A 20,095-nucleotide genomic window follows, 5' to 3' on the forward strand; every position below is an offset into this window, starting at 1 on the left:
TCTTACTCCCAATTCTGCTGGATCCATGCAATGAGCGCCGCGTCACTGGCCTTCGGGCACACTGAAATATGCCTGATGCCCTGCTGCTTAAGCTGCTGCGCAATGCGCTCACTTACGGTTAACCATTTTACGCTGGTTAACGGCTGGGTTTTAAAGTTTTTTATGAGTGCCTGGGCCTGTTCGCTACTGGTAGCAATAATGCCATTCAGTTGTGTCCAGTTGCAGGTCCGGCTAAATACGGGGGGTGTTAAGGGTACCCGTTGGTACAACACCACCTCGTGCAGCCTGGCACCCCTTAGGGTTAATTGTTCCGGGATCGCTGTGCGTCCGCCTTGCCCCTTTAATAACAAAATGTGCTTATCGGCGCAATCTTTGAGCAAGGGTAAGGCAAGTACGCCTTCGGAATTTTCTCTCTCTGGCACCTCAGCCGGGATACCGGCCAAGGCCAGTATCTGCGCTGTGCTCTGGCCAACGGCGATGACCTTATGGTGCGCAATCAGATTATTTGCCATTGACACCAGCGGCTGAGCGGCGGCAGTGCTGGTAACGATAAGCACCGCATCTGAACAGGCTGTTAGCAGGCTTTGTAACGTGGTCATGCCGTTCGCAACCGCAATGGTGTCCTGCAGCGCGACAACACTGGCTGAAAGCCCGGCCTCGGCAAATGCCGTATCGGTTTGGGCGAGTTTTGCTAGCGGCCGGGTAATCAGATACATAAGTGCTTACTGATGAAGTGCCTTTAAGATGTCGCCTGCACCCTGTTCAAGCAGTGATTCGGCCACCTTAACGCCTAAAGCCACTGCATTATCGCGATGCCCTTCGGTACTGGCATACAAAATGGTCTGGCCATCAGCTGAGCCAACTAAGCCGGTTAGTGACAGAGTGTCATCAGTAAGCGTGGCAAAACTGCCGATAGGTACCTGACAACCTCCTTCCAGGCGCTCGTTCATGGCGCGCTCGGCAATTACCCGTGATGCGGTATCGGCATCATTCAGCGCGGCCAGCATGGCGATAAGCTCAGCGTCATCATTGCGGCATTCGATGCCTACAGCGCCCTGCCCCACGGCCGGTAACGACTGTTCTTGCGGAATCGGCTGAGTAATGCGGTCTTCCATGCCCAAACGAATCAGGCCTGCGCAGGCTAAAATAATGGCATCGTATTCACCACCATCCAGTTTGGCTAAGCGGGTATTCACATTGCCACGCAAGTCCTTGATGACTAAATCCGGACGCAGATGTTTAAGCTGGCACTGGCGACGCAAACTACTGGTACCGACTACGGCACCGGCGGGTAACTCGTCGATGCTGTTATAGGTGTTCGACACAAAGGCATCAAAAGGGTTTTCACGAGGGCAAATGGCATGCAGGCCAAATTCGGGCGGAAACTCCACCGGAACGTCTTTCATGGAGTGAACAGCAATATCCGCGCGTCCTTCCAGCATGGCAATCTCAAGTTCTTTAATAAACAGGCCTTTGCCGCCAATTTTTGCCAGCGGCGTATCTAAAATGCGATCGCCCTGGGTAGACATCGGCACCAGTTCTACCGTGCATTCAGGATGGTGCTTTAATAGTTGTGCCTGAACGTATTCAGCCTGCCACATGGCCAGGGCACTTTTTCGCGTGGCAATTCGGATAGTGCGAGAGGACTTCACTGCAATATTCGCCTTTATTTAGGTGTTCAATTACGGCGACAGCGACCAGCGCTGCGCTAAAGTGCAAAGTGTAAACGATTTTGCCTGAGCAGGCGATGCTATACCGCCTGTATTTGATCTACGCCAAGCGTGATTGTAACCACTGACTAATCGCGTTTATCTCATCCATGTTGACATTATGCTGCATGGGATAGGACTGCCAGCTAACATTGTAATGATTTGCTTTAAGGGTTTCGTAAGCCGCTTTACCCATGGAGATGGGGACGACTTCGTCCATTTCACCGTGGGCCATAAATACCGGGGTGTCGTTATTCGCCGCGTTGGCTTCTGAGGGCAACAGCGCCGGCTGGCACATGTAAGTAGATAGCGCCATAATGCCGGCCAGTGTCTGGTGAAAGCGCGGGCCAAGATGCAGCGCAATCACGCCGCCCTGAGAAAACCCGGCAAGAATGATTTTGTCGGCTGGCACACCGTTAGCCATTTCCGCTTCGATGAGTTGTTCCACCAGAGCCGAAGACTCCAGTACGCCGGTTAAATCGGCGCGTTTATCAAAGTCCATGGATTTAATGTCGTACCAGGCACGCATGCGCATACCGCCGTTAATGGTTACCGGGCGCTCGGGGGCGTGAGGAAACACAAAGCGGATACCCAGCGCATCCGGCAGTTTCAGCTCTGGCACAATGGGCGCAAATCCGTGCCCTGAATCACCTAAGCCATGTAACCAGATAACAGTGGCCTTAATCTCTCCTGCCGGATTAACGTCGATATAGGGTAATGCGCTGCTCATTGACCGATGATTCCTCATACTTTGATGTTATTTGCTTAAAATTAACACTCCGCAGCAACAGGTACAATGGTCTTGCCGGGATTCGTGATAATTGCTGTTGTGGCGTTTATGTCGGCGTTGAGTGTGCTACACTTTCGCGGTAATACAGGCATTAACTATTTAGTACAGAACATCATTATGACGACACAATTAGGCAATCTGTTTATTTTGGCTGCCCCTTCAGGTGCCGGTAAGTCCAGTTTGATAAAAGCGCTGCTATCCAAAGCGCCGGATGTAAACGTAAATCCTAAGCAGGTTTCTGTGTCGCATACCACCCGGGCACCGCGTCCGGGCGAGGTCGATGGTGAGCACTATCATTTTGTCAGCCGCGAACAGTTTGAAGTCTTAATTGCGCAGCAAGCGTTTTTTGAATATGCGGAAGTGTTTGGTAATTATTATGGTACGTCACGCATTACTATAGAAAACACCCTGCATCAGGGTATTGATGTGTTTTTGGATATAGACTGGCAAGGGGCCAGACAGGTAAAAGCGTTAATGCCGGATACCTGTAGTATTTTTATTTTGCCGCCCTCCACGGAAACCTTGCGTGAGCGCCTGGTTAAGCGTGGTCAGGATGAACAGAGCGTGATTGATAAACGCATGGCCGAAGCGGTGGCAGAAATGTCTCATTACGGCGAGTTTGATTACGTGCTGGTTAACGACGAATTTTCCGAAACACTACAGGAATTAAGCAGCATTGTGGAAGCTCAGCGTTTACGTACGGCTAAACAACAACTGCGCCATCAGCCGTTAATTGATAGTTTATTAAGCGCTGAGTGATTTATTACTACCCAATTGAGTATGGCTTGTTGTATACTACGCGGCCATTTTTTTAATATTTTTGTTCGAATCGGAGATTTTCATGGCTCGCGTAACAGTCGAAGATGCAGTAGATAAAGTTGGTAACCGTTTTGATTTGATTTTGGTTGCTGCACGTCGTGCTCGCCAAATCGCAACCGAAGGCAAAGATCCAATGGTTGATATCAGTAACGATAAGCCTACCGTTATTGCTCTGCGTGAAATTGAAAAAGGCTTAGTAACAGCAGAAACGCTTGAGCAAGAAGAACTGCGTGACCAGCAAAATCAGGAACACGCTGAGTTTGCCTCAGTAGCCAATATTCTGTCTGAACAGTAAAACGGGCAACCCTCGGAAGCTAATATTGACAGCGCCAGTGTGTCTTTTATAAGAAACACTGGCGTTTTTCGTTGGAAACCGGGCCATTTCGCCGTATTCTTAAACCGTTTGAAATTACTGGAAATCCGCAACAAACGTGTATCTGTTTGAAGGGCTAAAACAAAAAATTGCTGAATATCTGCCACCGGAGCGGGTGCAACTCGTTCAGGATGCCTTTGTGTTGGCGCACGAAGCCCACGATGGTCAGATGCGTTCCAGCGGTGACCCTTACATTACCCACCCTGTCGCGGTTACCAGCATCCTTGCCGATATGCATCTGGACCATGAAACTCTCATGGCTGCCTTACTGCATGATGTTATCGAAGATACCCACTACACCCAGGAAGATCTGGCAGAGGCCTTTGGCCAGACCGTCGCTGATTTGGTGGAAGGGGTCAGTAAGCTGGATAAGATTGCCTTTAGCAGCAAGCAGGAAGCCCAGGCCGAAAACTTCCGCAAGATGATGATGGCCATGGTGCAGGACATCCGCGTTATTCTGATTAAACTGGCCGACCGCACGCACAATATGCGTACACTGGGTTCGTTACGACCAGACAAACGCCGCCGTATTGCGCTCGAAACCCTGGAAATCTATTCGCCCATTGCCCACCGTCTGGGTATTCACGATATTAAAAATGAGCTTGAGGACTTAGGTTTTCAGGCCATGTACCCCATGCGCCACCGTGCGCTGAAGTCGGCGGTTAAGCAGGCCCGGGGTAATCGCAAGGAAATCATCGAGAATATTCGCCAGGAGCTCAACACCCGGCTGGAAGGCTACAACATTGAAGCCAACGTGGTGGGCCGCGAAAAGCACTTGTATTCCATTTACCGCAAAATGAAAAACAAAGAAAAGATGTTCAACGAAGTGATGGACATCTATGCGTTTCGAATTGTGGTGAATTCGGTAGACGATTGCTACCGCTCTTTAGGGGCGATGCATGGTTTGTTTAAGCCCATTGAATCGCGCTTTAAAGACTATATCGCTATTCCGCGTACTAACGGTTATCAGTCATTGCATACATCGTTAGTTGGGCCCCATGGGATTCCGGTGGAAGTACAAATTCGTACCCAGGCGATGGATCAGATGGCCGATAAAGGGGTTGCCGCGCACTGGATGTATAAAGAATCCAGCGATGGCACCACAGCCCAGCTGCGCGCACGTAAATGGATGCAGTCACTGTTGGAACTGCAGCAAAGCGCCAGTTCCTCCTTTGAATTTATCGAAAGCGTTAAAACCGATTTGTTCCCGGATGAAATCTACGTATTTACCCCGGATGGACGAATTATTGAATTACCCGCTGGCGCGACGGCGGTGGATTTTGCTTATGCGGTTCACTCGGATGTAGGCAATACCTGCGTGGGTGTACGTGTAGAAAGGCGCAATTACAGCCTGAGTAAGCCATTAGAAAACGGTCAGACCGTTGAGATTATTACCTCACCACGCGCCAAGCCTAACGCGAACTGGCTGAACTTTGTCGTTAGTGCTCGTGCACGAACCCGCATTCGTCAGTATCTTCGTAAACAGCGTTCTCAGGAAGCCCTGAACATGGGGACTCGTTTGCTGCGACACGCACTGGGCATGGTAAAACTGGATGAAATAAGTCAGGAATCCATCGACCGCGTGGTTGCCGAAACCAAGCACGAGAACTTCGAAGACTTACTGGTGGATATTGGTCTGGGTAACGAGCTCAGTGCCATTGTGGCCCGCCGGTTACAGGGCGAAAGTGACGAACTGCCAGAGAAGAAAGGCAATGTGGCTATTCGTGGTACTGAAGGCCTGTTGGTGACTTACGCACGCTGTTGTCACCCTATCCCGGATGACGAGATTGTGTCGGTACTGAGTCCGGGTAAAGGCATGACCATTCACCAGAATGGCTGCCCGAATATTCGTAAGCTGGCTAAGGAAGAACCCCAACGCGTACTGCAAATGATTTGGGATGAAGAGCCCCAGGGCGAATTTAAAGCGTCCCTGCGTATTGAGCTGTTTAACCATCAGGGTACACTGGCTACGCTGACCAATAACATTGCGTCGTGTGACTCGAATATCATCGGGCTGCAAACGGAAGAAAAAGAGAGCAATATCTACTTTGTGGATATTGAATTAACGACCTACAACCGCGTACATCTGGCTAACGTTATGCGTAAAATTCGAATTATGCCGGAAGTACAAAAGGTGTCGCGACACAGTCAGTCGCGCCAACATTAAATTTATAAGGACTCATTATGGCTAAGTCGATCATCCAAACTGATAAAGCCCCGGCAGCTATTGGTACTTACAGCCAGGCTGTTAAAGCCGGCACCACTGTATACCTGTCTGGTCAAATTCCACTGGTCCCTGCCACCATGGAACTGGTGTCACAGGACTTTGCAGAGCAAGCGACTCAGGTGTTCGAAAACATCAAAGCAGTGTGTGAAGCTGCTGGCGGCACGCCAAATGACTTAGTGAAAGTAAATATTTACTTACTGGATCTGGCTCATTTTGCCACTGTTAACGAAATTATGTCCAAATACTTTGCTAAGCCTTATCCTGCCCGCGCAGCGATTGGTATTAAAGAGCTGCCAAAAGGCGCACAAATCGAAATCGACGGCGTAATGGAACTGCCAGAGTGATCGACGTCGCTGCTTAACCTTTAGGTTAAATGGTTATGAAAGAAAAAGGCCCGCTTGCGGGTCTTTTTTGATTCTAATAATCAGAATCTAATGGAACATTTATGCGTATGCGACAAATTGCTTTTACCCTGCTATTGGGTTTGCTGCTCCCCTTGAGTGCTATGGCTAAGGTGCTGGCACCCCAAGCCAATGCCGTTACGCCATTGCTCAATGGCATGAAGGTCCCTGCTGTTACCCTGCAATATCCCGATGGCAGTCCGGTCAGTCTGACAGCCCTGACCATGCAACAACCTGCGATTATTCTGTTTTACCGGGGCGGCTGGTGCCCGTACTGTAATCGTCAGTTCAGTGAGCTGCAAAAGGTCGAGGATCAGTTGATCGCACTGGGTTATCAAATTCTCGCTATTTCGCCCCAGTCGCCAGACGCACTGCAAGCCCAGGAGCTGGAAACCGAAATGAAAGTACAGCAACTCTCTGATTATCAGCTTGATGCCCTGCGCGAGTTTGGTGTGGGGTTTTATGTGGATGACGCAACGGCCAAAAAGTACGCTGGTTACAACATTCCGCTAACCAAAGACGGTACTGGTACGCCAGTGTTGCCGGCACCGGGCGTGTTTATTGTTAATAAGCAGGGTCAGGTACAGTTTACCTATGTTAATCCGGATTTTACCGTGCGCCCCTCGGCCCAATTGATTTTATCCGTGGCAGAAGTACTGGCCAGCGAGGGTTAGTCGGCGTAACCAATGTTGTGGCGCTGCATGTAATCGAGCAGCGCCAGTGACTCATGGTCACCAGCCATCTTAAGGCCCTGGGATACCCCGGCCATATCAGCCACATTTTTATGTTGCCCCAGTTTCTGTGCGCCCTGTAGCGACGTCACTTTCATTTTGATACCCACAATCCTGCGGATGAGCTTTTGCTGATATTCAACAAGGGAATTATCCAGCGTAGCCCGGTTATAGTCCGGCTCAAATGCCACCATGAGTTCATCCATCGCTTCAAGTAATTCCTCATCGTCCATTAGCGTTAATGTGCCGGTGGCATGAACACTGACATAATTCCAGGTAGGCACATTGGGCGCACCGGCGTACCAGGTAGGTGAAATATAGGCGTGAGGGCCACTGAAAACCGCGAGTGCCTGGGTGTTATCAGCCTGTTTCCAGTGCGGGTTAGCGCGGGCTACGTGACCAACCAGGTAAAGCTCCTCGCCTTGCTGTTGAATCAGCAAGGGTAAATGCGTGGCCTGTAAATCCGGGGTCGTCAGTAAGGCAAAAGGGTGAGCTTTTATAAAAGCCTGCTGGTCATTCGTATCGTTAAAAGCAAACTTGGCAGGAACAAACATGATTTCTCTCGCACGACGGTTTGCCGTTGATGATACGCGATTATCGAATTTCCACAAAAGGTAAAAACCGGGGTTCGGGCTCGATGTCCGTACGCTCAAATTCACCGAACGGCGGCACGGTAAAGTCTTCTGGTGGGGCGGCAAGCTGATTTAAGTCCACCGCCTGAGCAACTCCCGTAATCGCGTCATCAGTCAGGTGCATCTGGTAATAAATGCCATTCCAGAAATTAGCACCAAATTCCCCTTTCTTTTTATACATAAACAGCAAATCGTGGGCTAACCAGCTAAAGTCATCACGGGTTACCTTTCGCGGTTGCTGATATGGGTAAGGTAAATGACACCAGAGTTCCGGCCCTTCCAGGCACTTCATTTCCTTCATCGACAGGAAGTAATCGGTAAAGTGCCGGTGGTCAATTCTGATAGTATAGGTTGCGCCGTCTGCCACCGGGGTAAAGGTAACACTGCCAATGTCCAGTTGTTCGCCTTTATTACCCATTAATATAATTCGCTTTTCACCGCTAAGTGGCCCTTCTGGTGGTGAGCTGGCGCATGCAGCAAGCAGGCTGGCAGCCCCAAGCATAAATAAACGAAGCGGGCGAAAGTGCATAAGCGTGTTCCTGTCGGTGTCGGTCACTTAACTATAGACCGCCAGAGCGCCCGGAAAAGGGTACTTTAGCACTATAATAGTAGTAGCAGCGGAGCCGCGAATATTCAGACTCGCAATGCCTAAGCGCTTGATTTAATATGCCCCTAAAAGTAAGGAATCACACTCACTATGCGGTCAGACCAATCCCTCGCTACGATGCCCATTACCCAGCTTAAGGGCGTGGGGGCAAAAGTGGCCGAGAAGCTGGCTAAAATTAATCTGGTGACGGTGCAGGATGTGTTATTTCATCTTCCCACACGTTATGAAGACCGCACCCGGATATACCCCATTGGCGATTGCCTGCCGTTTACTCATGTGAGCATTTTAGGTGAAGTAAAGTCGGCTGATATTCAGTACGGTAAAAAACGAATGCTGGTGGTTAAACTGTCGGACGGCACCGGCACTATCACCCTGCGGTTTTTCCACTTTGGCGCTTTGCAGCGCACTATGATGTCGCCAGGTAACGAGATCCGTGCCTTTGGCGAGGTTCGCACCGGCAAATGGGGGCTTGAGATGATGCACCCGGAATTTATGCTCATTGAAGAAAATGCCGCGCCCATGGAAGAAACCCTGACGCCTGTTTATCCAACTACCGAAGGGGTGAAACAGCTGACCTTACGCAATCTTACTGATCAGGCACTGGATATCCTTAAACAAGGCGGATTGCCAGATTTGCTGCCTGAGGGGATGTATCGCCAGCAGGTCAGTTTGATTGACGCACTGACTCTGGTTCACCGGCCGCCTCCGGATGTTGCCTTGCAGGAACTGGAAAAAGGCGAGCATCCGGCGCAAATGCGATTAATACTTGAAGAACTGCTGGCCCAGCATTTAAGTGTGCTTAAGGTGCGTCAGCAGAGTGATGCGCAGCCAGGCATTGCCATTAACGTTGACCATGCACTGGTTGATAAATTACTGGCCGCATTACCTTTCTCCCCCACTGGCGCACAGCAGCGTGTTACCGCCGATATTCAGCAAGACATGGCGCGGGCGCGCCCGATGATGCGTCTGGTGCAGGGCGATGTTGGCTCGGGTAAAACACTGGTAGCGGCACTGGCTGCCTTATCTGCTATTGGCGGTGGCTATCAGGTAGCGCTGATGGCACCTACTGAGCTGCTGGCCGAGCAGCATGCCAACAACTTTCGCGAATGGCTGGCACCACTGGGAATTGAGGTGGGCTGGCTGGCCGGTAAATTAAAGGGTAAACAGCGAGCTGAAGTACTGGCGCGGCTGGCCAGTGGTGAAGTGCAGATGCTGGTTGGCACCCATGCTATTTTTCAGGAGCAGGTGACTTATAGTCAGCTGGCGCTGGTCATTGTAGATGAACAGCATCGGTTTGGGGTTCATCAACGCCTGGCACTGCGTGAGAAAGGTGAGCAGCAAGGTCGTTTCCCGCATCAGTTAATTATGACCGCCACCCCTATTCCCAGAACCCTGGCCATGACAGCCTACGCCGATCTGGATACGTCGATAATTGATGAACTACCGCCTGGAAGAACGCCGGTGAAAACCGTTGCGCTGCCAGACTCGCGCCGGGCTGATGTGATAGAGCGGGTACGTGAAGCCTGCCAGCAGCAGGGGCGTCAGGCCTACTGGGTGTGCACACTGATTGATGAGTCAGAGGTGTTGCAATGCCAGGCGGCCGAAGATACCGCGGTAATCTTGCAAACTGCCCTGCCCGACTTAAAAATTGGACTGGTGCACGGGCGCTTAAAGGCGGCGGAAAAGCAGGAAATTATGGCCGCCTTCAAATCAGGCGAGCTTGATTTGCTGGTGGCCACTACCGTTATTGAAGTGGGCGTAGATGTACCAAATGCCAGTTTAATGATTATTGAAAACCCGGAACGTCTTGGTTTGGCACAATTACATCAGTTGCGGGGCCGGGTTGGCCGTGGGGCGGTAGAAAGCCACTGTGTACTGATGTACCAAAGCCCGTTATCGAAAACTGCCACAAAGCGGCTGGCTGTGCTCCGTGAGTCTAATGATGGTTTTTATATTGCTCAGCAGGATTTGGAAATTCGCGGCCCCGGTGAACTGATGGGCACGCGCCAAACGGGCATTGCTGAACTTAAAATTGCCGACATAGTGCGTGACGCGCCGCTGATCCCGCAGGTGCAGGAAATCGCCAATCGCTTATGGACCGAATATCCGGCCCGTGCCCAGGCGATTATTAACCGCTGGATTGGACAGAAGGAGCATTATGGTCATGCCTGAGTTACCTGTGTTATTGCTTGGTGCCGAGCAGGTCAGTACGCCTTCTGCGACGGAATCACAGCTGATCTCGCTGGCTCAGTCAGTTGGGGTGAGGGCGATTACTGAGCTGCCAGCAGCCGCAGAACTGGCCCTGGTTATCCGCGATGACACATTGCAATTGTTGGATTTAGCCGAGCCTAAAAGCAGTGGCGTAATGGTGGATTTTTTGTCCGGACAGAGTCAGTACCGCCGTAATCACGGCGGCGGCAGTAAAGAGCCTGTTGCTAAGGCTATCGGTCTGAAAAATAATCAACCTATGACGGTACTGGATGCAACGCCGGGCCTGGGGCGTGATGCGTTCGTGCTGGCGGCATTAGGCGCCAGTGTGATTATGATTGAGCGCTCGCCTGTTGCGTATTTACTTTTGAGCGACGGCCTGCGGCGTCTGGCTTTGGCTGAGCCGGAGCTGGCCAGGCAGTTTGTTCTGTATCATGCCAACAGTTGTGATTACATGCAGCAGTTAGCCCCGGGCAGTGTGGATGCGGTGTATCTGGATCCTATGTTTCCCCACCGTAAAAAATCGGCGCTGGTAAAAAAAGAAATGCGTTTGTTTCAGGTAATGCTTGGTCCGGATGAGGATGCCGACTTACTGTTACCGGCGGCCCGTCACGCTGCCGCTAAACGGGTAGTGGTAAAGCGACCTAACAGTGCGCCTCTGCTGGCAGGACAAAAGCCGTCAATGGCAATCAGCAGCAAGAAGCATCGTTTTGATGTGTATATCAACACCCCTTAGTGGTGTTGCGCATTTGCCAGAAAATAAAAAACCTCCATTAAGGAGGTTTTTTGCATATAAGCAGACAGGCCGGTACGCTTAGTTAAGGCCTGACTCCTCGCGGGCAATGGCGCGATAGGCTATGTCATTGCGGAAGTAAACGTCTTTCCAGTCAATGGCTTTAACCAGCTGATAAGCCTGTTGCTGCGCTTCGGTAACACTGTTACCCAGTGCTGTGGCACAAAGTACACGGCCTCCACTGGTTACAACTTCGCCGTCTTTCAGCGCTGTCCCGGCGTGGAATACTTTGCCATCCAGTTCAGCTGCTTTGTCCAGGCCTGAAATCACTTCGCCCTTGGCATAGTCACCCGGGTAACCGCCGGCCGCCAGCACAACACCCACTGCGGCACGGGAATCAAAGTCGATGTCGATACCGGCCAGCTCGCCGTCACAGGCTTTTAAGCACAGTGCAACCAGGTCAGACTGCAGACGCAGCATGATAGGTTGGGTTTCCGGATCGCCAAAGCGGCAGTTGTACTCGATAACTTTTGGCGTGCCATCGGCCATGATCATCAGTCCGGCATATAAAAAGCCAGTGTACGGATAACCTTCTTCAGCCATGCCTGCAACGGTAGGATAGATGACTTCGTCCATAACGCGCTGGTGGATTTGGGCTGTAACTACCGGGGCCGGAGAATAAGCACCCATACCGCCGGTGTTAGGACCGGTATCAGCATCGCCGACACGTTTGTGATCCTGACTGGTAGCAAACGCAGCTACGTTTTTACCGTCTACCATTACGATGAAAGAGGCTTCCTCGCCGTCAAGGAACTCTTCGATAACCACGCGGCTTCCTGCTTCGCCAAAGGCATTACCGGCCAGCATATCCTTGATGGCATCTTCCGCTTCTTCCAGGGTCATGGCGACAATAACGCCCTTACCTGCGGCCAGGCCGTCAGCCTTAACCACAATAGGCGCGCCTTTTTCACGAACATAAGCCAGTGCGGGTTCAATTTCTGTGAAGTTCTGATAATCGGCGGTAGGAATGTTGTGGCGGGCTAAAAAGTCCTTGGTAAAGGCTTTTGAACCTTCCAGCTGGGCTGCGCCTTTGCTTGGTCCAAAGATCTTCAGACCTTCGGCTTCAAACGCATCCACTACACCAATAACCAGCGGCGCTTCCGGGCCAACAATGGTCAGGTCAATGCTGTTGTCTTTGGCAAATGCCAGCAGTGCATCAACGTCTGTTGCAGAGATATCAACGTTAGTTAAGCCGTTTTCAGTTGCCGTACCGGCATTACCCGGCGCTACAAATACATCAGTAACGCCAATGGATTGAGAGGCTTTCCAGGCCAGCGCGTGTTCGCGGCCACCACCGCCAATTACAAGTACCTTCATTCAGAGTGTTCCGTAAAGTTATTCGGGTTTCTTAAATTTTAGGGTCATCCGGTCACTTTCACCAATCGCCAGATAGTGGGCACGTTTTTCGTCGCCCAGTCTCAGACTTGGAGGTAGTGTCCAGACACCTTTCGGATGATCTGCGTTATCCATCGCATTTGCGTTAATCTCGCTGGTTGCTACCAGCTCAAAACCTGCTTTTTCAGCCATATCGATGACATAAGACTGTTTCATATAACCGGATGAAGCCATTTTTTCGTCGGCGTCCGATTCGGGTAAACGGTGATCTACCACACCCAGAATACCGCCTGGTTTAAGGGCTTTATAAAATGTCTTCATGGCATTAACTACGCCGTCCTGCTTATCTGCCATGTACCAGTTGTGTACGTTGCGGAAAGTCAGTACGCGGTCGGCGGTGCCGGCTGTGGTGATTTCCTGCGGTACAATAGGATCGAAAGCGGTAAGCTCTACGGCACTGTATGGGCCATCAGCCGCCATTTTTTCCTTAAACGCATTACGCAGGCGTGGGTAATAACCCGGTGAACCTTCCTGCACATAAAAATGAGCAGCAACCAGTTTGCCGTCAGCTTTCAGTAACGGAGCGAGAATGTCTGAGTACCAACCGCCACCAGGCAGAATCTCGACTACCTTCATGTCGGGCTGGACGTCAAAAAAGCGCAGCGTTTGCTGTGGATGACGGTATTCATCGCGCAGACGAGCCTGACTTGAACGTGTGTCGCTGGCTGCTGCGTCTGCAATGGCATCGGCATTAGCGGTAAAGGCTGGTGTTGCCAGCAGACTGGCAAGTAATAAAACCGCAGATTTACGCATGGTATTTCCCTTCTGTCATAATCGTGTTGTTGATACCCTGCTACTCACCTGAACTGGTGATAAGCAGTGCATTATTGCGCTAGCCTAACACAAAATTTTTACATTCGTGATGTCAGGCCAACGCAAATACACGTAATACGCCGTAAGTCCGGCGTACGGATTAGTGACGGAAGTGACGCATGCCGGTGAATACCATGGCAATGCCGTGTTCATCCGCCGCTGCAATTACTTCGTCATCACGCATAGAGCCACCAGGCTGGATAACGGCTTTAATACCAGCAGCAGCCGCTGCATCGATACCGTCGCGGAATGGGAAGAATGCATCAGAGGCCATTACTGAGCCAGCCACTTCGAGGTCTTCATCCGCTGCTTTAATGCCGGCAATTTTGGCTGAGTAAACGCGGCTCATCTGGCCAGCGCCCACACCAATAGTCATGCTGTCTTTGCAATAAACAATGGCGTTAGACTTAACGTATTTGGCCACTTTCCAGCAGAACATCAGGTCGCGTAATTGTGCTTCGGTAGGTTGTACTTTGGTGACCACTTGCAGGTCGTCCATTTCAACCATGCCAAAGTCGCGTTCCTGAATCAGCAGACCGCCGTTAACACGTTTAAAGTCGTAACCTTCGGTTAACTGACCAGCCCAGTCACCGCACACTAATAAACGTACGTTCTTCTTAGTAGCAACGATGTCTGCCGCAGCCTGAGAAACGGTTGGTGCAATGATGACTTCAACAAACTGACGGTCGATGATTGCCTGAGCGGTAGTGGCATCGAGTTCGCGGTTAAAGGCGATAATGCCGCCAAAGGCAGAAGTTGGGTCGGTTTTGAACGCGCGATCGTAGGCTTCCAGAATGTTTTCGCCCAGAGCTACACCGCATGGGTTAGCGTGCTTAACGATAACACAGGCCGGTTCAGCAAATTCTTTAACACACTCAAGGGCAGCGTCGGTATCAGCGATATTGTTGAAAGACAGCTCTTTACCGTTTAACTGAGTAGCGGTAGCAACAGAGGCTTCCTGAATGTTGTTTTCAACATAAAATGCCGCTGACTGATGGCTGTTTTCGCCGTAGCGCAAATCCTGCTTTTTGCTTACCTGAATGTTGTAAGTCCGCGGGAATTCACTGTGATCGTGTTCGCAATCGTCGGCACAATCAGTTGCATCCAGACGAGCGCCAAAGTAGTTAGCGATCATGCCGTCGTATTCAGCCGTGTGTTCAAAAGCCTTAATCGCTAAATCAAAGCGGGTGTTATAAGTCAGTGAACCTTGGTTGCTTTGCATTTCGCTAAGCACACGCGCGTAGTCTGCCGCGTTAACCACGATAGTAACGTCTTTATGGTTTTTGGCCGCGGCGCGAACCATGGTTGGGCCACCAATATCGATGTTTTCGATGGCGTCTTCCAGCGTACAGTCGTCTTTCGCGACCGTGGCAGCAAAGGGGTACAGATTAACGGCAACCAGGTCGATTGGACCAATGTTATTTTCTGCCATCACAGCTTCATCGGTGCCGCGACGGGCTAAGATGCCACCATGAATTTTAGGGTGTAAGGTTTTTACCCGGCCGTCCATGATTTCTGGGTGTCCTGTGTAGTTTGACACTTCAATTACGGGCAGTCCTTGTTCAGCGAGTAGCTTGGCAGTGCCACCTGTCGACAGCAGTTCAACACCTGCTTCGTGCAGGGCAGTCGCGAACTCAACTATGCCGGTTTTATCTGAAACGCTTAACAGTGCTCGTTTGATCGGTTTTGGTGTTTCCATAGTGGTATCTTGCTTCGATGAGGTTAATAACGATGGTTTGGTTACCCGGATGTTATTATTTTATCCCACCTGTCTTCCGGGGCAAAGCGATGGGTAAAAACAAAAAGAGCACCGAAAGGTGCTCTTATGTGGGCCAGGCCCGTGGGGCTTAGTTCATGCCATACTGCTTTAATTTTTTGCGCAGAGTGCCACGGTTAATGCCCATCATGATCGCTGCGCGGGTTTGGTTGCCGCGAGTGAAAGTCATAACTTCTTCCAGTAAAGGGGCTTCAACTTCGGCCAGTACCATTTCGTACAGGTTATCGATGTTGGTGTTGTCCAGTTGCTTAAGGTACTTGTTAACCGCTTGCTTAACAGAGTCACGCAGTGGTTTTTGTGCCTGAGTTTGTGACGGAGTAGTTACAGTAGTAGTAAAAGGAGAAGTTACATTTTGATCGAACATAATACTTTCTTGCTCTTTTGTTAATCAGTCTTAAGCTGCCGGTGAGATCTGTCGGGCCTCACCATTGGACAGCGCGTTAAAATAGTGGTCAATGGCTTGCAGCTGCTCTTCGGCAGACTCCAGCGCATTAAACGTTTTACGGAACTGACGGTCCTTATCATGCTCCACTAAATACCAACCCACATGCTTGCGGGCTATACGAACGCCGTTCTCAGCTCCGTAAAAAGCATGAACCGCCGTTACGTGTTCTTTCAGTACCGAATGCTGTTCCGTTAACGATGGCGGTGGCAGCAGTTCTCCGGTATTCAGATAGTGGGAGACTTCTCTGAATATCCACGGATTTCCCTGCGCGCCGCGGCCGATCATTAATGCATCAGCTTCGGTATACTCCAGCACTTCCCTGGCTTTTTGTGGTGAGGTTATATCACCGTTGGCAACTACCGGAATCGACACTGCCTGTTTTATCAGGCGGATTGTGTCGTATTCGGCAAAGCCTTTGTACATACATGCACGGGTTCGGCCATGAACAGCCAGTGACTGTATGCCATTTTCCTGAGCAATGCGGGCAATCTCCACCCCATTGCGGTTGTCCGTGTCCCACCCCGTACGAATTTTCAGGGTGACGGGAACTGACACAGCGTTTACTACAGCCTGGACAATGGATTCCACCAACTCCGGGTATTGCAGCAGTGCTGAACCTGCCAGCTTTTTGTTCACTTTCTTGGCCGGACAGCCCATATTGATATCAATAATCTGGGCGCCGTTAGCAACATTAAACCTTGCTGCTTCAGCCATTAAATCCGGATCCGCGCCGGCGATTTGCACCGAACGAATGCCTGATTCCCCGCTGTGATCCATACGCTGCATGGATTTCGCAGTGTTCCAGACCCTTGGGTTACTGCTCAGCATTTCCGAAACAACCAAGCCTGCACCCAGACGACGACAGAGTTGTCTGAAGGGCCTGTCTGTTACACCAGCCATGGGTGCTAACATTAGGTTGTTATCAAGTGTGTAAGTTCCAATTCGCATAAAAAACAACCTAACTTTGCGTAGAAAATAACCACCTGCCTGAAACGGGGCGCTAAGTGTACGCGTTTTCTGCAATCTTGAAAAGGCTAAAAATCACACAAAATTTGCGTGTGGGCTATTGACAAAGAGATTTCGATTTTGCCCAAATTGAGCCAGCGTAGAATTTGGGACAGGTTGGGGAGAAATGTCGACAATTAACCGTGCCGACGCCCCGAAACTCGTGCCCATTCCTGATCGATGGCGCTGGGATCCAGGACCATATCCCGGGCGTAAGCACTTTCTATGCGCTCAACCTGTTCAGCAAGAATACCAGACAGCACGATTAAACCATCGGCTTTGCAATAACCGGTGATCACATCCTGTAACTCAAGCAGCGGGCCAGACAGGATATTGGCCATCACGATATCAGCCTGCAGAGCCGGTTGGTCGGCGGGTAAATACACGCTCAGGCGATCCGCTACGTCGTTACGCTGGGCGTTGTCCATAGAGGCCTGTAATGCCTGCGGGTCAATATCGATACCAATCACTTCTTTGGCACCTAGCTTTAATGCTGCAATGGCCAGAATGCCTGAGCCACAGCCAAAGTCGACCACGGTTTTGCCCGCGACATCAACGCCGTCCAACCAGCGTAAACATAAAGCGGTTGTGGGGTGGGTGCCGGTACCGAAAGCCAGGCCCGGATCGAGCATCACGTTAACTGCGGAAGGGTCCGGCACATCCCGCCAACTCGGACAAATCCACAAGCGCTGACCAAACTGCATAGGGTGGAAATTGTCCATCCACTCTCTTTCCCAGTCTTTATCTTCGAGAGGTTCGAGGCGGTATTTAAAGCCCGCGCCCAGAACTTTGGCTTTTTCCAGGCGTTTAATTACCGCGGGCATATCGTCGGCGGCATCAAACAATCCCACTACCTGGGTATCCGGCCACAACATCACTTCACCCGGCTTGGGTTCGTACATAGGAGTGTCTTTTGCATCGACAAAGGTAACAGCCTGCGCACCATTAGCGCTCATCATACCGCCAACCTGTTCGGCAAGTTCGGCAGAGGTATCGATTCGAAGTTGTAGCCAGGGCATGGGATCCTCAACGGCAATGTAAAAACTGCAAGTTTAACAGGGATAGCGCTGACTGGGGAATCTATATAGCAATTGGTCAGGCGGTTTTGCGATTTTTTGCGTGTCGGCGGGATAACGTGGAGATAATCGCTAATTTCAATTATGGTTTAAGTGACAAAATAAAAAAGTAACAAAGGGGCATGGGCTTGCACCTTGCGTTGGTGATAAGCGTTACTCCCAAGGAGAGAAAGGATGGCACACAAACTGGTTGGAATAGCCTTGCTTCTGACTTTGCTGATGTCCTGTGCATCGCAAACCAAACCACAGACAGACAGCAAATGGCTGGATGCTCCGGTAGCAGAACAGGTAGCAGCGATAAAGCGGGGTGAACTCACCTCAGAAGGGCTGGTAACCGGCTATCTGGCGCGCATTGAATCGCTGGATAAAAGCGGGCCGACCCTGAACAGTATTTTGCGGTTAAATGCCAATGCGCTGGCAGAGGCCCAAAAACGGGATGCCGCGCTGGCGAATGGCGAAACACCGGGGCCTTTGCATGGCATACCGGTGCTGCTCAAGGATAATATTGAAACCCTGGATATGCCGACTACCGCTGGATCCCTGGCGTTACTGGATAATGTTACCCGGCGCGATTCACCACTGGTGGCCAGTTTACGTAAAGCCGGGGCTATCATTCTGGGTAAAACCAATTTGTCGGAATGGGCAAACTTTCGTTCTGAGGCGTCGATCAGCGGTTGGAGTGCCGTAGGCGGCTTAACCCGTAACCCTCATATGCTTTCCCGCAGTGCCTGTGGTTCATCCTCTGGCTCGGGTGCCGCAATGGCTGCAGGGCTGGCTTCTTTAGCGGTGGGAACCGAAACCAATGGTTCGATTATCTGCCCGTCCGCAATGAATGGCATAGTAGGATTTAAACCAACAGTAGGGCTCATCCCACGTACGCACATTGTGCCTATTTCGGCGACTCAGGATACCGCCGGGCCGATGGCCCGCTCGGTTGGCGATGCCGCACTTATGGCGTCGGTGATGGCCGCTACAGATGCCAGCGACGAGGTAACACTGGATACCGCCAGACCAGACAGCCAGTCGCTATTGTCCCTCTCCGGCGATATTACGGGTCTGAAAATCGGAGTGGTGCGTTATCGTCAGGGTGATAATCCACAAATCATTGGAGCCGTGGATAATGCCATCCAATTGCTGCGCACACAGGGAGCCAGTGTGGTTGAGATAGCCCAGTTTGAGCAGCCGAAAGACTTCTGGGAAAAGTCTTATCTGGTATTGCTTGCCGAATTTAAGACCACCATCAACGATTATTTGTTTTCCTCACCTGCCCGGTTACCCGTGCGAAATCTCAACGAATTAATCGGCTTTAATAAAACGTCTAAACGAGAAATGCAGCTGTTTGATCAGTCTATTTTTGTGCAGGCAGCGGCCACAGAAGGGATGGCTGGCAGCGATTACCAGCAGGCGCTGGCTGATATCAGAATGGCCACGCGTAGCCAGGGCATCGATAAACTGCTGGCCGATTACGATGTGGATGTGCTTATTGCGCCTTCAAATAATCCTGCTTTCCTGATTGATGCGGTGTACGGTGATAGTGCTCCCAAAGGCTTTATTGGGATAGGGTATCTGGCCGCGATTGCCGGCTATCCGCATCTGACGGTCCCTCTAACCAGCGTCAAAGGCTTGCCTGTGGGGCTGAGTATTATCGGTGGCCGGTGGCAGGATGCTAAGGTGTTAAATGCAGGCCTGGTGTTTGAACAGGTCAGTCAGTTCCGGCTTGCTCCGGCGTTTGTGCCTACGGGCTTTGACAGCGCAGCTATGGCTGGCACAGCGCTGCCCTATAAGGCGCCACAGTAGCCAACAAAAAAGGCGACATGCCTGACCGGTGTGTCGCCTCCTTCAGATGCAGCTCAGAGCTTAGCCAGGTTTTTTAACCCAAGCGCTGCACCAGCCGTTTTTGTTGACCTGTTTACCAGGGAAGATTGCACAAGGGCGCCATTCTGCACCGGCGTCACCCTGAATATACATGCAGTTAGCGCACTGAGAGCCTTCTACTGTTGATTTGTTGGTGTATTTAAGTGCTTTTGCGGTTGCGTCTTCTTCGCTTAGGTGTTCCTGTGCATTGGCGCGCAGTGCTACACCGCCCAAAGTCATGCCAATGAGCGTGGTTCCGGAAAGTTTCAGAAAGTCACGACGATTGACTGATTTCATAGTTTTACTCCAAAAAAGTTAACGAGAATGATTCTTTTTTACTTGGGTCCCAAAATGCAAAAACCTGCCGCAGCAGGTTTTAAGGAAACGTCACAATGTATAGTCTTTTACTTATACAGATAAAAAAAAGATCTACAACAGAT

The 20,095-nt window shown here is 50.9% G+C and carries 20 protein-coding genes; 8 read left to right on the forward strand and 12 right to left on the reverse strand.

Translation table 11 applies throughout. The features are described from left to right. Positions 1 to 2 precede the first annotated feature (2 nt). The 3 genes from BFC17_RS04480 to BFC17_RS04490 form a co-directional block, all read right to left on the reverse strand. Positions 3 to 716 carry a uroporphyrinogen-III synthase gene (locus tag BFC17_RS04480; protein ID WP_070175260.1) on the reverse strand — a complete coding sequence of 238 codons (714 nt, stop codon included), beginning with the start codon at positions 714 to 716 and terminating at the stop codon, positions 3 to 5. Positions 717 to 722: 6 nt separating this feature from the next. Further along, on the reverse strand, positions 723 to 1,652 hold the full coding sequence (gene hemC, locus BFC17_RS04485; protein WP_373287207.1) for a hydroxymethylbilane synthase: 930 nt from the start codon (positions 1,650 to 1,652) through the stop codon (positions 723 to 725). A 118-nt stretch (positions 1,653 to 1,770) separates the two neighbouring features. Further along, entirely contained in the window at positions 1,771 to 2,439 is a 669-nt protein-coding gene (locus BFC17_RS04490; RefSeq protein WP_070175261.1) for an alpha/beta hydrolase, read from the reverse strand. A 177-nt stretch (positions 2,440 to 2,616) separates the two neighbouring features. On the opposite strand from BFC17_RS04490, the gene gmk reads away from it, so the two are divergent. From gmk to BFC17_RS04515, 5 genes are all read left to right on the forward strand, one after another. Next, entirely contained in the window at positions 2,617 to 3,258 is a 642-nt protein-coding gene (gene gmk, locus BFC17_RS04495; RefSeq protein WP_070175441.1) for a guanylate kinase, read from the forward strand. An 82-nt stretch (positions 3,259 to 3,340) separates the two neighbouring features. Further along, complete coding sequence (rpoZ, locus tag BFC17_RS04500; RefSeq protein WP_070175262.1) at positions 3,341 to 3,613, forward strand: DNA-directed RNA polymerase subunit omega; 273 nt, start codon at positions 3,341 to 3,343, stop codon at positions 3,611 to 3,613. Between the two features lie 136 nt (positions 3,614 to 3,749). Then, a complete protein-coding gene (gene spoT / locus BFC17_RS04505; RefSeq protein WP_070175263.1) occupies positions 3,750 to 5,858 on the forward strand; it encodes a bifunctional GTP diphosphokinase/guanosine-3',5'-bis pyrophosphate 3'-pyrophosphohydrolase in 2,109 nt (702 codons plus the stop codon). Between the two features lie 17 nt (positions 5,859 to 5,875). Continuing rightward, positions 5,876 to 6,262 carry a RidA family protein gene (locus BFC17_RS04510; protein ID WP_070175264.1) on the forward strand — a complete coding sequence of 129 codons (387 nt, stop codon included), beginning with the start codon at positions 5,876 to 5,878 and terminating at the stop codon, positions 6,260 to 6,262. A gap of 101 nt (positions 6,263 to 6,363) precedes the next feature. Continuing rightward, a complete protein-coding gene (locus tag BFC17_RS04515) occupies positions 6,364 to 6,993 on the forward strand; it encodes a peroxiredoxin-like family protein (RefSeq protein ID WP_083271577.1) in 630 nt (209 codons plus the stop codon). On the opposite strand, the gene BFC17_RS04520 is transcribed toward BFC17_RS04515, so the two are convergent. Both BFC17_RS04520 and BFC17_RS04525 read right to left on the reverse strand, forming a co-directional pair. Continuing rightward, entirely contained in the window at positions 6,990 to 7,604 is a 615-nt protein-coding gene (locus BFC17_RS04520) for an FMN-binding negative transcriptional regulator (protein ID WP_070175265.1), read from the reverse strand. The genes BFC17_RS04515 and BFC17_RS04520 overlap by 4 nt on opposite strands. Before the next feature lie 40 nt (positions 7,605 to 7,644). Continuing rightward, positions 7,645 to 8,211 (reverse strand): hypothetical protein, encoded by a 567-nt coding sequence (locus BFC17_RS04525; protein ID WP_070175266.1) that lies wholly within the window; start codon positions 8,209 to 8,211, stop codon positions 7,645 to 7,647. A 168-nt stretch (positions 8,212 to 8,379) separates the two neighbouring features. Between BFC17_RS04525 and recG the strand changes: the two genes are divergently transcribed. Together recG and BFC17_RS04535 are read left to right on the forward strand one after the other, a co-directional pair. Then, a complete protein-coding gene (gene recG / locus BFC17_RS04530) occupies positions 8,380 to 10,461 on the forward strand; it encodes an ATP-dependent DNA helicase RecG (protein WP_070175267.1) in 2,082 nt (693 codons plus the stop codon). Then, positions 10,454 to 11,233: a class I SAM-dependent methyltransferase gene (locus BFC17_RS04535; protein ID WP_083271578.1), complete on the forward strand. Its 780-nt coding sequence runs from the start codon at positions 10,454 to 10,456 to the stop codon at positions 11,231 to 11,233. The genes recG and BFC17_RS04535 overlap by 8 nt, the downstream gene beginning before the upstream one ends. A 78-nt stretch (positions 11,234 to 11,311) precedes the next feature. Here BFC17_RS04535 and purD read toward each other — a convergent pair whose 3' ends face one another. The 6 genes from purD to prmA all read right to left on the reverse strand — a co-directional run bounded on the left by purD (position 11,312) and on the right by prmA (position 17,744). After that, entirely contained in the window at positions 11,312 to 12,607 is a 1,296-nt protein-coding gene (purD, locus tag BFC17_RS04540) for a phosphoribosylamine--glycine ligase (RefSeq protein WP_070175269.1), read from the reverse strand. 18 nt (positions 12,608 to 12,625) lie between these two features. Then, positions 12,626 to 13,438 carry a class I SAM-dependent methyltransferase gene (locus BFC17_RS04545; protein ID WP_070175270.1) on the reverse strand — a complete coding sequence of 271 codons (813 nt, stop codon included), beginning with the start codon at positions 13,436 to 13,438 and terminating at the stop codon, positions 12,626 to 12,628. 160 nt (positions 13,439 to 13,598) lie between these two features. After that, positions 13,599 to 15,197: a bifunctional phosphoribosylaminoimidazolecarboxamide formyltransferase/IMP cyclohydrolase gene (purH, locus tag BFC17_RS04550; RefSeq protein ID WP_070175271.1), complete on the reverse strand. Its 1,599-nt coding sequence runs from the start codon at positions 15,195 to 15,197 to the stop codon at positions 13,599 to 13,601. A gap of 148 nt (positions 15,198 to 15,345) precedes the next feature. Next, positions 15,346 to 15,639, reverse strand: coding sequence for a DNA-binding transcriptional regulator Fis (gene fis / locus BFC17_RS04555; RefSeq protein WP_070175272.1), 294 nt, complete (start codon positions 15,637 to 15,639; stop codon positions 15,346 to 15,348). Positions 15,640 to 15,669: 30 nt separating this feature from the next. After that, positions 15,670 to 16,668 (reverse strand): tRNA dihydrouridine synthase DusB, encoded by a 999-nt coding sequence (gene dusB / locus BFC17_RS04560; protein WP_070175273.1) that lies wholly within the window; start codon positions 16,666 to 16,668, stop codon positions 15,670 to 15,672. Positions 16,669 to 16,862: 194 nt separating this feature from the next. Continuing rightward, positions 16,863 to 17,744 carry a 50S ribosomal protein L11 methyltransferase gene (gene prmA / locus BFC17_RS04565; RefSeq protein WP_070175274.1) on the reverse strand — a complete coding sequence of 294 codons (882 nt, stop codon included), beginning with the start codon at positions 17,742 to 17,744 and terminating at the stop codon, positions 16,863 to 16,865. A gap of 231 nt (positions 17,745 to 17,975) precedes the next feature. Here prmA and BFC17_RS04570 point away from each other — a divergent pair, with 231 nt between their 5' ends. Continuing rightward, positions 17,976 to 19,598, forward strand: a complete 1,623-nt coding sequence (locus BFC17_RS04570; RefSeq protein WP_070175275.1) for an amidase — start codon at positions 17,976 to 17,978, stop codon at positions 19,596 to 19,598. A gap of 60 nt (positions 19,599 to 19,658) precedes the next feature. On the opposite strand, the gene BFC17_RS04575 is transcribed toward BFC17_RS04570, so the two are convergent. After that, positions 19,659 to 19,952, reverse strand: a complete 294-nt coding sequence (locus tag BFC17_RS04575) for a high-potential iron-sulfur protein (protein ID WP_070175276.1) — start codon at positions 19,950 to 19,952, stop codon at positions 19,659 to 19,661. Positions 19,953 to 20,095: the final 143 nt, after the last annotated feature.

This window comes from Marisediminitalea lipolytica (genome assembly GCF_001758465.1).
Lineage (GTDB): Bacteria > Pseudomonadota > Gammaproteobacteria > Enterobacterales > Alteromonadaceae > Alteromonas > Alteromonas lipolytica.

What these genes read in the sequence shown, in the direction of transcription:
- BFC17_RS04480 (WP_070175260.1), bottom strand. Translation starts at nt 716, where the DNA reads ATGTATCTGATTACCCGGCCGCTAGCAAAACTCGCCCAAACCGATACG.
- BFC17_RS04490 (WP_070175261.1), bottom strand. Translation starts at nt 2,439, where the DNA reads ATGAGCAGCGCATTACCCTATATCGACGTTAATCCGGCAGGAGAGATT.
- gmk (WP_070175441.1), top strand. Translation starts at nt 2,617, where the DNA reads ATGACGACACAATTAGGCAATCTGTTTATTTTGGCTGCCCCTTCAGGT.
- rpoZ (WP_070175262.1), top strand. Translation starts at nt 3,341, where the DNA reads ATGGCTCGCGTAACAGTCGAAGATGCAGTAGATAAAGTTGGTAACCGT.
- BFC17_RS04510 (WP_070175264.1), top strand. Translation starts at nt 5,876, where the DNA reads ATGGCTAAGTCGATCATCCAAACTGATAAAGCCCCGGCAGCTATTGGT.
- BFC17_RS04515 (WP_083271577.1), top strand. Translation starts at nt 6,364, where the DNA reads ATGCGTATGCGACAAATTGCTTTTACCCTGCTATTGGGTTTGCTGCTC.
- BFC17_RS04520 (WP_070175265.1), bottom strand. Translation starts at nt 7,604, where the DNA reads ATGTTTGTTCCTGCCAAGTTTGCTTTTAACGATACGAATGACCAGCAG.
- BFC17_RS04525 (WP_070175266.1), bottom strand. Translation starts at nt 8,211, where the DNA reads ATGCACTTTCGCCCGCTTCGTTTATTTATGCTTGGGGCTGCCAGCCTG.
- recG (WP_070175267.1), top strand. Translation starts at nt 8,380, where the DNA reads ATGCGGTCAGACCAATCCCTCGCTACGATGCCCATTACCCAGCTTAAG.
- BFC17_RS04535 (WP_083271578.1), top strand. Translation starts at nt 10,454, where the DNA reads ATGCCTGAGTTACCTGTGTTATTGCTTGGTGCCGAGCAGGTCAGTACG.
- purD (WP_070175269.1), bottom strand. Translation starts at nt 12,607, where the DNA reads ATGAAGGTACTTGTAATTGGCGGTGGTGGCCGCGAACACGCGCTGGCC.
- BFC17_RS04545 (WP_070175270.1), bottom strand. Translation starts at nt 13,438, where the DNA reads ATGCGTAAATCTGCGGTTTTATTACTTGCCAGTCTGCTGGCAACACCA.
- purH (WP_070175271.1), bottom strand. Translation starts at nt 15,197, where the DNA reads ATGGAAACACCAAAACCGATCAAACGAGCACTGTTAAGCGTTTCAGAT.
- fis (WP_070175272.1), bottom strand. Translation starts at nt 15,639, where the DNA reads ATGTTCGATCAAAATGTAACTTCTCCTTTTACTACTACTGTAACTACT.
- dusB (WP_070175273.1), bottom strand. Translation starts at nt 16,668, where the DNA reads ATGCGAATTGGAACTTACACACTTGATAACAACCTAATGTTAGCACCC.
- prmA (WP_070175274.1), bottom strand. Translation starts at nt 17,744, where the DNA reads ATGCCCTGGCTACAACTTCGAATCGATACCTCTGCCGAACTTGCCGAA.
- BFC17_RS04570 (WP_070175275.1), top strand. Translation starts at nt 17,976, where the DNA reads ATGGCACACAAACTGGTTGGAATAGCCTTGCTTCTGACTTTGCTGATG.
- BFC17_RS04575 (WP_070175276.1), bottom strand. Translation starts at nt 19,952, where the DNA reads ATGAAATCAGTCAATCGTCGTGACTTTCTGAAACTTTCCGGAACCACG.